The following is a 13221-nucleotide window of genomic DNA, read 5'->3' as shown; positions in this document are numbered from 1 at the left end:
TTGAAAAATGAAGAATAAATTTAATTGGGAAAAAGAAGCTGAAAAGAAGTGGGATGAGCGTGCTGTGTTCTGGAATAAAGGAAGCAAGGAGATGTGGGACTCGGGAAGCAGAAGCTCCATTGTGCCTTTTTTCATGAAGTATATAAAACCGGAAGCAGAAGTGATTGACATTGGCTGCGGAGACGGTTATGGCTCTTTTCTATTGATGAAAGAGGGGCTGAAGGTTACAGGAGTAGATCTTTCGCCTGAAATGATTAAGCTCGCCAAGAAACATGAAGAAGAGGGAAAGCTTACATTTATTCAAGCGAATATAATGGAGCTTCCTTTTGAGGATGAAAAAGCAGATGCTCTGCTTACAATTAATTGTATAGAATGGACGGAGAATCCATTAGCAGCATTAAACGAATTAAAGCGTATCGTCAAAACCGATGGCTATTTATGCATTGCCATTTTGGGACCCACTGCCCATCCACGGACGAACAGCTTTGACAGACTTTATGGAAATCCTGTCATCTGCAACACCATGATGCCTTGGGAATTCGAAAAACTGGCCATTGAGAATGGATGGGAACTGGCGGGAAGTCAGGGAGTTTACAAACGGGGCGTAACGGAAGAAATGACCCGCGTGCTTTCACCAGAATTAAAACAGTCCCTTTCATTTTTATGGCTGTTTATGCTGCAGAAGAAAGAAGGAGAGATCGAATGAATCGATATTCTATTGAAGAGTTTGTTGAAAAGACTGAGCAGCAGGATAAAGGACAGGGCTTATTTGAACTTGAGACAGAAAGACTGCTGGAAATCAATTTAAATGGGCAGATTTGGGCGAAATCTGGAGCAATGGTTTCTTACCGGGGGCAAATTAAATATGAACGGGAAGGCATACTTGAGCATGGGATCGGCAAGATGTTCAAAAAAGCGTTTACTGGAGAAGGCACCTCTTTAATGAAGGCGACTGGAAATGGAAAGCTGTATTTAGCGGATCAAGGGAAAAAGATTTCGATTTTGAACCTTAACGGGGAAAAATTATATGTAAATGGTAATGATTTGCTTGCATTTGAACCATCTATTTCGTGGGATATTAAAATGATGAGAAAAATTGCAGGCATGCTCTCAGGCGGTTTATTTAATGTGAAGCTTGAAGGAAGAGGGCTGATAGCCATTACCTCTCATTATGAGCCATTAACCCTTATTGTGAAGCCCGGTGATCCGGTATATACGGATCCGAATGCAACTGTTGCATGGTCCGGCAATTTAACTCCAGAATTTGTAACAGATATTTCTTTGAAAACTATATTAGGCCGCGGCAGCGGAGAGTCCATTCAAATGAAATTTGAAGGAGAAGGCTTTGTAATTGTCCAGCCTTTTGAAGAGGTGTATTTCAGAGAAACGACAAGCTGACGGGAGAAATGCTTTGTTCATTCTTTTCTCCCTCTCCTTAAAAATCATAGAAGCTATGGTATAATAGGGATAAGATGAAAGGAAGTGCTGAATGAAGAGCAATGCCAGCAAGTTTCAAAATGGTGAATCTGTCCAAATTGTGAAAACAGGGGAAAGCGTCACTGTCATGCAATCAAAATATATAAAAAATATGAACCGCTACTCTTATATTCTGAAGGAATATCCATCAACCTTTTATTTTGAAGAAGAATTAAACAAAGAACAATAAACAAAGGATGACTATTAACGCACTTAGCGTTCATAAGGTCATCCTTTGTTTTTTTTTAAGCTTCTAATTGATTTTTCCCGGAATTCTCGTGTGAAATCAGCTTGCTTTTGAATTTATCTGCCTGGTGAAACCATCCTGTACAAGAGGAGAGGATCATTCCGTCTTTAGTCATTTGACAGACGGCCATATAAGGATAATGGTTTTTCGTGCGAAATCTCAAATCGAAAAATCGGATTTCATAGCCAGAAGGGATTGGGAGTACAACAGTTTGAACGTGCTTTGAATTATTTAAAAAGTGGCATACATTCTGATCCTTTTTTGCATTAGCTATGATGGAAGACTCTGGATCTGACTTTTCGAAAGTATGAATCAATTTAAGATCTTTCGACCGCAGTTCGAAAGATCTTAAACAGGAGTCTGTTTCAGAGACGATATGCCAGACAGACCAGAGAATGGTTGGAATGATGGTGATTGAGCCATTTCCGCCTAATTTCTTCTTCACAATGGTCATTGCTCTTCTGGAACTGAAAAATCGTTCTAAAAGATAAAGCCCTATTGTTGAATAGATCAACAGGAAAATGATCCCCGGAGAATCGAGCAATCCCCACAAAGCGAATCCAAGTAGGTGCAAAAATATAATAAACGGGTCAAACAGAGAAATGAAATTCAGTGAAAGCCATTTTTTCGTAAAGGGTCTGGCTGCCTGTGTGCCATATGCGTTACATATATCAAATATGACATGAAGCAGTACGGCAAGAAAGATCCACCCGGATAAATGAATCAGTTCAGGTATTGAGAGATTTGAATGAAAAAGATAGATAATAGCAGTTAACAATCCAGTCCACATAAACCATGCAGGGATAGAATGTGACAGTCCGCGGTGATGCTCTGTATACATTCCATTTCCTTTTACTATTTTGATTCCGTAATCAAAATCAGGTGCATTTGACCCAAGTACGGTACCAATTAGAACAGCTGAAGCCAGTTCAGTGCCAGCTGCAACTGCAGGGTCAATAAAAGCAAGACCGGCAAGACCAAATCCCATCGTAATATGTGTGCTCGTATCCATGTACTGACCTCCAGGATTCAATTCCCCTTCATCCTGAATCGGGCAGATTTTACTGCGCTTTTATATATTTTTTCTCTTTAAAGACAGCAGCTTCTTTCACGATATCTTCCATAATAGTAAGCGAAGAGTTTGGATGATGAAGCCGTTTAATATTCCTCTTCATTCTTCTCAGCTTTTTGTCATTTTGAAGCAGGTTGCTGACAGCCTCATATACTTCTTCTGAACGGTTTACGACAAGAGCCGCCTCGTTTTCCTGAAAGAAGAGAGCATTTTCTTTTTCCTGGCCTGGCACAGGTTTATAAAGTATAACTGGTACACCGACTGCAGCTGCTTCGCTCAGGGTGATACCGCCTGGTTTTGTCACCATGCATGAAGCGATTCGGAACAATTCATCAACACGCTCAACGTAGCCGAGGAGTTTTAAGTTTTCTTTGTTTTTTCCGGTAATGCTCTCCAGACTTTCTTTTAATGCCGTGTTGTTACCGCAGACAACAACAGTCTGCAGGTTTTGTTCTTCTAAAAATGATTCGCACAGCTCTTTAACATTTTTTAAAACTCCGTGCGCTCCCGCCATGACGAGCAGTGTTTTCTTGGATGGATCCAAGTTATATTTTTTATAAATGGCCTCTTCATTTAAATTTTCTTCAAACTGAGAGCGGATTGGAATGCCTGTTACCTTTACCGAAGCGGGATGAATTCCAAGACTCATGACTTTTTCTTTTACTCTTTTGCTTGCGACATAATATTTGTCTATGTTTTTATGAACCCATATTTTATGAAGGCAGAAATCTGTAAGAACATTAAAAGTCGGGATAATATTTCCTGTGCGCCTGCGGTATTCAGGTACGACAATGATAGGAAACGTATTAATAATGATGTCAGGCTGCTCTTTTTCAATCAGCTCGTGCAGTCTTTTGTTGCCCAGTTTAAAATAAAGAGTAAGCAGCTTCTTGTTGTAAATTTTATCTACGCCGTAGTAAAACATGCGGTAAAATTGCTTTCCAATTGTAAAGCTTTTTAAATAGAGGTACTGAGTAATCTCTGTAAATACAGGATTCGATTCCGCATATAAATCCGACACAACCACTTCCTCGATGCCCAGTTCCCTGCATTGCTTTACAAGTGTTTTTGAGACTTGAACGTGTCCATTCCCGTATTTTGCAGTTAAGATAAGCACTTTTGGTTTTTTTAACAATGCATTCACCTCAAATTTAATCTGAAAAACAAAGAAACATGATTAACTATGACAAGCGTAACATATGAATATTTAAGAAATATAAAGTTTACATAAAATTTAAATTAAATTTCGCTTAATTTTAACAAAAAAATCCAATTGTTGTAAGCATTTTTTCAGAATCATTCCCATTCGTAAGGGGTTTCCTGGTAAACGCAATAATTTAGCCAGTTTGCAAATAAAAGATGTGCATGGGATTTCCATTTCTGTACTGGCTTTCTCCCCGTATCATTATCCGGATAATAGTACAGCGGAATGGTGGTTTTCATGCCTTTTGAGAGATCCCGTTCATACTCCTCTTTCAGCGTAAATAAATCGTATTCTGGATGACCTGTCAGAAATACTTGTTTTGCATCCTTTGAAGAGACAAGACAAACCCCGGCTTCAGCAGATTCACTGATAATGTCCAGTGCTTCAACCGCTTCAATATCTTGTCTCTTTATATCCGTATGCCGGGAATGCGGCACATAGTATTGATCATCGAAGCCTCTGACAATTTTTACAGAAGTATTACAAATATCATGTTTGAAAACACCGAAGCATTTTTCTTTCAGACTATATTTATTTACGCCGTAATGATAGTAAAGTCCTGCTTGTGCACCCCAGCATATATGCAGAGTTGAAGTGACATTCTGGTTAGTCCATTCGAAAATTTCTTTAAGCTCTTCCCAGTATGACACCTCTTCAAATTCCAGATGCTCAATCGGTGCCCCTGTTATAATCATTCCGTCAAATTTTTTATGGCGGATTTTATTAAACGTCGTATAAAACTGCTGAAGATGCTGCTGCTTTTCTGTTTTTGAAACATGTGTTTCAGGACGCAAAAAGGTAATGTTCAGCTGCAGCGGCGAGTTTCCGAGAAGGCGCAATAATTGCACCTCTGTTTTTTGTTTTTCGGGCATAATATTTAAAATCACAATATTTAAAGGCCTGATGTCCTGCTGATAGGCTCTGGCATCATCCATAATGAAGATGTTTTCTTTTTCGAGAATTTCTTTGGCGGGAAGGTCAGCTGGAATATTAATAGGCATGAAAGAACCTCAACTTTCTTTATCATTCTGAGTTTTCTCTATTATAGAAAGTTTAGAATAATAATTCAATTTGCTTTTGTGTTACAATTGTGCGGGGAATCTATATTTATAAGCAGAAAGTAGGGCGCTGTGTGTTAAAAATTAAACATAAATCAGACATCGAAATCGCTCAGGAAGCACCAATCAAGCCGATTCAGGAGATTATTGGCGGTCTTGATATTTTAGAAGATGAAATTGAATATTACGGAAAATACAAAGCGAAAATATCTTTGGAATTTTTAAATCGTGTTAAAACGAATCCTGACGGAAAAGTGATCCTGGTGACGGCCATTACTCCCACTCCTGCAGGAGAAGGAAAATCAACTGTAACTGTCGGACTTGGCCAGGCGCTTAATCAGCTTAAGAAAAAAGCAGTAATTGCCATAAGGGAGCCTTCACTTGGACCTACAATGGGAATCAAGGGCGGAGCTGCCGGAGGAGGCTACTCGCAAGTCATACCCATGGAAGAAATCAACCTGCATTTCACAGGTGACATTCACGCAATCACAACAGCTAATAATGCATTGGCAGCATTGATTGACAATCATATACATCAAGGCAATGAATGCCAAATCGACCCGAGAAGAATTACTTGGAAAAGGGTCATGGATTTAAATGACCGGGCTCTCAGAAATATAGTAATCGGACTGGGAGGACCTGCAAACGGAACACCGCGCGAAGATCACTTTGACATCACGGTTGCATCTGAAATCATGGCCATCCTGTGTTTGGCGTCTGATCTAAAGGATTTAACAAACAGACTTTCTAAAATTGTGATTGGATTTTCCTATCAGCGGGAGCCTGTAACAGTCGGCGATTTGGGATTTGAAGGAGCTCTTACACTTTTATTAAAAGACGCCTTGAAACCGAATATTGTTCAAACACTTGAACATACACCGGCCATTATCCACGGCGGACCATTTGCTAATATCGCACACGGCTGCAATAGCCTTCTGGGAACAAAAATGGCTGCAAAGCTTGCTGACTATGTTGTTACAGAAGCAGGGTTTGGAGCGGATCTCGGCGCAGAGAAATTTCTGCATATTAAAACCCGTGCAGGAGAATTTTCACCTGCTGCGGTCGTTATTGTTGCAACTGTAAGGGCATTAAAAATGCATGGCGGCGTCCCAAAAGATCAGCTTGGCATCTCAGATAAAGATGCAATGCTTGCAGGTGCAGAGAATCTTGCGAAGCATATAGAATCGATTGAAAAATTCGGACTTCCTTATGTAGTAGCCGTTAATCGTTTTGTGACAGACACACAGGAAGAAACCGATGCTCTTATGAAGTGGTGCGAGGTTCATTCTCATCCTGCAGCTCTCACGGAGGTCTGGGAAAAAGGCGGTGCCGGAGGAATAGAGCTTGCAGAAAAAGTGCTTGAAACAATCGAGCATACAGAAAATCACTTTGATTACTTGTATGACTTGAATGACAGCATTAAGGACAAGATTGAAAAAGTTGCCAAAGCCGTTTATGGAGCTAAAGCCGTTGATTTTACTTCAAAGGCATTGAAACAAGTAAAAGATTTTGAACAGTATGGATGGTCAAATTTGCCGATTTGCATGGCGAAAACACAATACTCCCTTTCTGATCAGCCTGAGCTTCTTGGCCGTCCGAAGGATTTCACACTGACAATTCGTGAACTGAAGCCATCAATTGGCGCGGGATTCCTGGTTTGTTTAACTGGAGACATTATGACAATGCCGGGGCTGCCGAAAAAACCTGCTGCGCTTTCGATGAATGTAGACGAAAAAGGGAAGGCAAGAGGGCTGTTTTGATGTTTGATCCAACTGCTTTTGATAACTTGAAGGTTGTACTGGAAGGGGCTATTTACGACGCAGATCTTGGGGGCGTCATAACTGTAATCGGACGTAAAGATCTAGTGGATCTTGCAGCCATGTCAAGATGCTATCAAAATACGTTTCAGTTAAAAAAAGGAAACAAAACGGTTTCTGCTGAATTTCAGTTATCAATGAACCTATCTCAATTATCCGGAGAACTATTAAAAACAAATGCTGTTCCGGAGTGTGAAGTTATCTTAACCTTTCAAGCACGATCATCATCTGCTGAAACAACTGTCAAATCTATAGTTGAAGAGCTTTGGGGTGTTTATTCAATTACCCATCAGATTTCATACAAAGTTCCTTTTGAGCACTATCACCATACATTTAAAGTACATTTCAACCGGCTTATAGGAGAAGAACAGGTAGATGACTTAATCACTATGACTGATCATGCCATCGATACTCTCGAAAAAATAAAAGAAGGAGCAAAGTGATGAGTATATTTGATATAAAAATTAAAACCATTAACGGTGAAGAACAATCTATGAGTACCTATAAAGGCAAAGTTCTTGTCATTGTAAACACAGCCAGCAAATGCGGCTTCACTCCACAATATAAGGCGCTGCAGGAACTTTATGAACGTTATCAATCTGAGGGGCTTGAAATCCTGGGCTTTCCGTGCAACCAGTTTATGAGCCAGGAACCGGGAGACGAAGAAGAAATTAAAAGCTTTTGCCAATTGAATTACGGTGTAACATTTCCAATGTTTGCAAAAGTTGATGTAAACGGCTCTGATGCACATCCGCTTTTTACACATTTAACAAAAGAAGCGCCGGGACTTTTAGGTTCAAAAGCTGTGAAGTGGAACTTTACGAAATTTCTTATAGATCGACATGGAAAAGCTGTCGAAAGGTTTTCACCAAATACGGATCCTAAGGAAATGGAAGAGAAAATTCAGCAATTGTTAAAAGAAGAAGCCTGAGCAATCGGCTTCTTTTCTTCTATCTTTGACTAAGGAGGATTTTTCATGAAAATCATTGATGCTCATATGCATATCTCAAATATTCAAAGTTTTAAACAAACGGCTGAAACATTATCATTTGTCGACTACTCAATTGGCGGCCTGCAAAAAGAATATGAAGAAGCAGGTGTTGTCGCTGCGGTAGCCATGGGAGTAACAGAAACAAAACCTGGAGGTTTTCCTGATTCCGAAGCGGAAACGCCAATGGGTATTGATCTCGATGGACCTGTTCCAAAAGAGTTTTTTTATTGTCCGGGTATAAATCCAAATAAATTGAATAATCAGAACCTGTTATTGCTTGAAAAATCGCTTCAGAATCCGCAGACTGCCGGAATCAAGATCTATTTAGGATATTATCCTTATTACGCCTATGACAAGGTTTATGGACCTATATATGAACTTGCAAAAGCGTACAGGCTCCCAGTTGTCTTTCACACTGGTGATACATACTCAGAACGCGGCCTTTTAAAATACAGTCATCCGCTTACACTTGACGAAGTGGCAGTAGAAAACCGCGATATTCAGTTTATGATGGCGCATTTGGGAGATCCGTGGGTGCTGGACGGGGCCGAAGTTGTCAATAAAAATGACAATATGTTCGCAGATTTGTCCGGACTGATTGTCGGCACAGAAAAGGACATTTCAGATAAAAAGAAAACAAGGTTTTTTGATCATCTGATGCATGCCTTATCTTATTGTGAACACTATGAAAAGCTTATATTCGGTACGGACTGGCCATTAATTGGCGTAAAGCCGTTTATCGATTTGTATAAGGAAATAATACCTGAGGAGCATCACGAAAACTTTTTTTACAAGAATGCGCTGACATTATTTCCAAAATTAAATACTGTTCTAAAAGAGGAATCTTAATCGCGGTTGCTTAATAAAAGGATAGGGGATAGTTTGAATACTAAACAAAGGGGTAGTCATATATGAAGAGAAAAATTGCATGGGTAACTGACAGCACTGCAAGCATAGATGCGGAGCTGAAAGATCATCCAGACGTCTACTGGGTGCCGATGGTCATCTGCATAAATGATGAAGAATATCTTGACGGAGTGAATCTTCAGGCTGAAGAACTATATGTCTTATTAAAAGACTCATCTAATGCCATTACTACCTCACAGCCGCCTCCGGGTGCATTTGTGGAGCTTTATACTAAGCTTGCAGAGGATTATGATGAAATTGTTTCTATCCACCTATCCAGTTTGCTTAGCGGTACATATACTTCTGCTGTACAGGCTGCTGCTGAAGTAGACATTCCTGTAACTGTTGTCGATTCTTTGACATTATCAGAACCTTTGACAAGGCTGGTTAAGGCAGCGGTAAAAATGCATGAATCCGGGCTTGAACCGGGTGATATTGCATCAAAGCTTAAAACACTCCGTGAAAAACACCGCACATATGTCCTGATCGGCGATTTAACAAGGCTCCATAAGAGCGGCAGAATGTCAGGGACACAATATTATCTGGGAAGTCTATTAAACATACAGCCAATCATCCGCGTGGAATCAGGCAAGCTTTCTACAGCAGAAAAAGTAAGATCAGAGAAAAAAGGGTTTCAGTTTATTATCAATCTAATTAAAGAAGGAAATCAAAATCACGCCATTCATGAAATAGCCATTTTATTCAGCTCCAAACTCGACAAATCTTCTAAACTGTATGAAGTACTTCAAAAAGAATTTCCTGCCATTTATATCAAACTTGTTCCGCTCTGTACAACAATTGGAGTTCATACAGGAGATGATGTCGTAGGCGTGACATGGTTTGAAGAATAGGAAGTGTCAATGTGAAACAAATCGCAGAAAATGTAGAAAAGTTTGTTAAATCCCGTCTTGAAACAGAGGGAACGGGGCACGATTGGCTGCATATTGACAGAGTCCGCAGAACGGCTCTAAACCTTGCAAAAAAATACTCGTGTGATTTAACGATTATCGAACTATCGGCTTTATTGCATGATTTAATCGACGACAAACTGAGTGATGACATCCGGATGAAAACGGATGAGGTTGCAAATCTCTTGAGAGAAGAAGGACTCGATCCTGATTCGATTCAGGAAGTTCTGACCATTATTTCAACCATTTCCTTTAAAGGCGGAAAAGGGAGAGCGGTTTCTTCAATAGAAGCACAGATTGTCCAGGATGCAGACAGGCTGGATGCGATGGGCGCAATTGGCATAGCCAGAGTCTTCTCTTACGGAGGATCAAAAGGAAACCTTATTTATGATCCTGCCATTCCAACACGTGAGAGCATGACCTACGAAGAATACCGAACAATTAAATCAACATCGATCAATCATTTCTATGAAAAACTGCTGAAGCTCAAGGATTTAATGAATACGGAAGAAGGCAAAATGCTCGCACAGCAGCGTCACCAATTCATGGTCGGCTACTTGTCTCAATTTTTCCTTGAATGGGAAGGACCGAACAGAGGACTATAAGCCGGGTTCTCTAAATGGCACGACCGCTTTCAGCTATGTTAGAATGAGTGCAGAGATTAAACAAGGAGTGACATGGCTTTGAATATCAAATCGATTGAACCGACTCCAAGTCCAAATACGATGAAAGTTATATTAGACGAAGAGCTTCCAGGCGGAAAAAGCAATAATTATAAAAAAGAAACGGCAGAAGGGGCGCCGAAGGTTATTCAGGAAATCCTGAAAGTTGAAGGCGTAAAAGGCGTTTATCATGTGGCTGATTTCCTTGCTGTAGAACGCAATGCGAAATTTGACTGGAAGGAAATTCTTCCTAAAGTCCGTGCTGCCTTCGGAGAAAGTGTTGAAGAGGGAGCAGAAAACAAACCTCAGATCAACGAACATTTTGGAGAAGTGAATGTGCACGTTCAAATATTCAGCGGAATCCCGATGCAGGTGAAGCTTTCGGACGGGGAGACTGAAAAAAGATTTGGACTCCCGGAACGCTTCCAAAAAGCCGTCCTGCAGGCACAGCAAAATGCAGATAACGTCGTTCTGGAAAGAAAGTGGAAGGAACAAGGCGTCAGATACGGAGATTTTGATGAAATCGGCAAGGATGTTGTTGAAGAGCTTCAGGCAGCGTACAGCGATGAACGGTTAACAAAAATGACAGAAGCACTGCTGCAAAAAGATAAATCAGAACCGGTTCCTGCCCGCAAATCGTATGAAGTTACCTCGGAAATGCTTAATGAACCCGATTGGACTGTCCGTTATGCGCATCTTGAGCAGATGAACCCGAAAGAAAGTGATTTGCCCGTTTTAGACAAAGCGCTGAATGACGAGAAAGCGTCCATACGCAGACTTGCTGCTGTCTATTTAGGAATGATTGAAGAACCTGCTGTTCTTCCTTATCTTTACAAAGCATTGAAAGATAAATCTGTAACGGTCCGCAGAACAGCGGGAGATTGTCTCTCAGACATTGGTGACCCAAGTGCCATGCAGGAAATGATGCTTGCCTTAAAAGATAAAAATAAGCTAGTCAGATGGAGAGCGGCCATGTTTTTATATGAGGTGGGCGATGAAAGTGCTCTGAAAGCCTTAAAACAAGCTGAAAATGACCCTGAGTTTGAAGTAAGCCTTCAAATCAAAATGGCAATTGAGCGAATTGAAGGCGGAGAAGAAGCAAAAGGCTCGGTCTGGAAGCAAATGACTGAAAGCAGAAAGTAATGAGTAAAGACTAAATCATCTTAATGTGATTTAGTCTTTTTGCGAGCGATAAATCAGGCCGCTGATATTTCTGGGAAGATGAATACTTGGGGTCTTTCCTGTATGAAGCACTTAAACAGCTCAAAACGAAGAATAGGGTTAGCATGTGTGTTTGTATGAAGCCTAATAAATGCTGAGTTTGAGAAATAGGGGAATCGAAGGGTCAGTATGAGTCCCCAAAGCAGCTCAAAATGAGAAAAAGGGTAATTATAGGATCTGTATGAGTGCTCATACAAGTTTAAATCGAGAAGTTGGATAATCATAGGATCTGTATGAGTACTCAAACCAGATGAAATCGAAGAGAAGGGTAATCAAAGGGTCTGTATGAGTGCTCAATTCAGTTGAAATCGAAGAGAAGGGTAATCATAGGATCTGAATGAGTACTCAAACCAGTTGAAATTGAAGAGATGAGTAATCAAAGGATCTGAATGAGTACTCGAACCAGTTGAAATTGAAGAGAAGGGTAATCAAAGGATCTGAATGAGTACTCAAACCAGTTGAAATCGAAGAGAAGGGTAATCAAAGGATCTATATGTGTACTCAAATCAGTTGAAATCGAGGAGTTTGGTAATCAAAGGATCTGAATGAGTACTCAAACCAGTTGAAATTGAAGAGAAGGGTAATCAAAGGATCTGAATGAGTACTCAAACCAGTTGAAATTGAAGAGAAGGGTAATCAAAGGATCTGAATGAGTACTCAAACCAGTTGAAATTGAAGAGAAGGGTAATCAAAGGATCTGAATGAGTACTCAAACCAGTTGAGATCGAAGAGAAGGGTAATCATAGGATCTGTATGAGTACTCAAACCAGTTGAAATCGAGGAGTTGGGTAATCAAAGAGTCTATATGAGTGCTCAAGCCAGCTCTAATCGGGAAAAAGGGGAATCAAAGGACCTAAATGAGAACCCAAAACTTGTCAAATTGATAATTAGCGTAATCAACGAACCTTTTTATTATGAAAAAAAGGATGGGTGAACGAATGACACATTCCCCAAAGGATGCATTTGATAAATTAGCCCGTATTTATGAACAGCAAGTAGAACAAGACAGTCCGTACAATACGGATTACGAACGCCCTGCGATGCTGAGCATGCTTCCAGATAAGCTGGAAGGCCTGGCTATACTCGATGCAGGCTGTTCAGCAGGCTGGTATACAAAGACGTTGCTTGAAAAAGGCGCGGCCGTAACAGCAATAGACATCAGTCCTGAAATGGTGAAGGCAGCAGCACGAAGAACGGGAGGTGCAGCCCGTATTATTTGCCATGATTTAAACCAGCCGCTTCCTTTTGAAGCTCATTCTTTTGATATGATTGTCAGTTCACTCACTCTGCATTATTGTAAAGACTGGTTTCCTATTTTTAAAGAGTTCAGCAGAGTCCTGAAACCAAAAGGGCTGCTGCTCTTTTCCACGCATCATCCATTTATGGATTTTAAACTATTTAATTGTGAAAACTACTTTGAAGAAGTGCTGCTTCATGATACTTGGAAGAAAGCGGGTACATCTTTTGAGGTCAGCTTTTACAGAAAACCGCTGGAGAAAATTGTAACCGAAACAAGCCGTTTTTTTGTCATAGATGAACTTTCTGAACCAAGAGGCACAGAAAGCTTTAAGGAAAATTACCCAGAGAACTATGAGTATATCATGACGAATCCTCATTTTCTTATCATAAAAGCAACATCAAGAAAGTTTGCAGATTAGG

Annotated in this window: 14 protein-coding genes; 11 read left to right on the top strand and 3 right to left on the bottom strand. The window is 40.3% G+C overall.

Annotated elements, in window-relative coordinates; genetic code table 11:
* Positions 1-7 precede the first annotated feature (7 nt).
* The 3 genes from K8L98_RS15970 (at position 8) to K8L98_RS15960 (ending at position 1666) form a co-directional block, all read left to right on the top strand.
* Positions 8-706 (top strand): class I SAM-dependent methyltransferase, encoded by a 699-nt coding sequence (locus K8L98_RS15970; protein WP_223436109.1) that lies wholly within the window; start codon positions 8-10, stop codon positions 704-706.
* Entirely contained in the window at positions 703-1398 is a 696-nt protein-coding gene (locus K8L98_RS15965; protein WP_223436107.1) for an AIM24 family protein, read from the top strand. The genes K8L98_RS15970 and K8L98_RS15965 overlap by 4 nt, the downstream gene beginning before the upstream one ends.
* A gap of 91 nt (positions 1399-1489) precedes the next feature.
* Positions 1490-1666 (top strand): hypothetical protein, encoded by a 177-nt coding sequence (locus K8L98_RS15960; RefSeq protein ID WP_223436106.1) that lies wholly within the window; start codon positions 1490-1492, stop codon positions 1664-1666.
* Positions 1667-1721: 55 nt separating this feature from the next.
* Here the strand turns inward: K8L98_RS15960 and K8L98_RS15955 are convergent, their stop codons facing one another.
* From K8L98_RS15955 to metA, 3 genes are all read right to left on the bottom strand, one after another.
* A complete protein-coding gene (locus K8L98_RS15955) occupies positions 1722-2735 on the bottom strand; it encodes a metal-dependent hydrolase (RefSeq protein ID WP_223436103.1) in 1014 nt (337 codons plus the stop codon).
* Positions 2736-2784: 49 nt separating this feature from the next.
* On the bottom strand, positions 2785-3930 hold the full coding sequence (locus K8L98_RS15950) for a diglucosyl diacylglycerol synthase (protein WP_223436101.1): 1146 nt from the start codon (positions 3928-3930) through the stop codon (positions 2785-2787).
* A gap of 161 nt (positions 3931-4091) precedes the next feature.
* Positions 4092-5000 (bottom strand): homoserine O-acetyltransferase MetA, encoded by a 909-nt coding sequence (metA, locus tag K8L98_RS15945; RefSeq protein WP_223436100.1) that lies wholly within the window; start codon positions 4998-5000, stop codon positions 4092-4094.
* Positions 5001-5131: 131 nt separating this feature from the next.
* Here metA and K8L98_RS15940 point away from each other — a divergent pair, with 131 nt between their 5' ends.
* The 8 genes from K8L98_RS15940 (at position 5132) to K8L98_RS15905 (ending at position 13220) form a co-directional block, all read left to right on the top strand.
* Entirely contained in the window at positions 5132-6817 is a 1686-nt protein-coding gene (locus tag K8L98_RS15940) for a formate--tetrahydrofolate ligase (protein WP_223436098.1), read from the top strand.
* A complete protein-coding gene (locus K8L98_RS15935) occupies positions 6817-7317 on the top strand; it encodes a hypothetical protein (protein WP_223436096.1) in 501 nt (166 codons plus the stop codon). Before K8L98_RS15940 ends, K8L98_RS15935 begins: the two co-directional genes overlap by 1 nt.
* Positions 7317-7805: a glutathione peroxidase gene (locus K8L98_RS15930; protein WP_223436094.1), complete on the top strand. Its 489-nt coding sequence runs from the start codon at positions 7317-7319 to the stop codon at positions 7803-7805. Before K8L98_RS15935 ends, K8L98_RS15930 begins: the two co-directional genes overlap by 1 nt.
* Positions 7806-7850: 45 nt before the next feature.
* Positions 7851-8714: an amidohydrolase family protein gene (locus K8L98_RS15925; RefSeq protein ID WP_223436092.1), complete on the top strand. Its 864-nt coding sequence runs from the start codon at positions 7851-7853 to the stop codon at positions 8712-8714.
* Positions 8715-8776: 62 nt separating this feature from the next.
* The gene (locus K8L98_RS15920) at positions 8777-9622 is read left to right on the top strand and encodes a DegV family protein (RefSeq protein ID WP_223436090.1); all 846 of its coding nucleotides are present in this window, start codon (positions 8777-8779) and stop codon (positions 9620-9622) included.
* A gap of 11 nt (positions 9623-9633) precedes the next feature.
* Positions 9634-10284 carry an HD domain-containing protein gene (locus tag K8L98_RS15915; RefSeq protein ID WP_223436088.1) on the top strand — a complete coding sequence of 217 codons (651 nt, stop codon included), beginning with the start codon at positions 9634-9636 and terminating at the stop codon, positions 10282-10284.
* Between the two features lie 78 nt (positions 10285-10362).
* Positions 10363-11484 (top strand): conserved virulence factor C family protein, encoded by a 1122-nt coding sequence (locus K8L98_RS15910; protein ID WP_223436086.1) that lies wholly within the window; start codon positions 10363-10365, stop codon positions 11482-11484.
* Positions 11485-12500: 1016 nt separating this feature from the next.
* Positions 12501-13220 (top strand): class I SAM-dependent methyltransferase, encoded by a 720-nt coding sequence (locus K8L98_RS15905; RefSeq protein ID WP_223436085.1) that lies wholly within the window; start codon positions 12501-12503, stop codon positions 13218-13220.
* Position 13221 lies beyond the last annotated feature (1 nt).

Origin of the sequence: Metabacillus dongyingensis, assembly GCF_019933155.2 — a bacterium.
In the GTDB taxonomy this organism is placed as follows: Bacteria; Bacillota; Bacilli; order Bacillales; family Bacillaceae; genus Bacillus_P; species Bacillus_P dongyingensis.
This window is presented reverse-complemented; position numbering and strand designations above follow the sequence as displayed.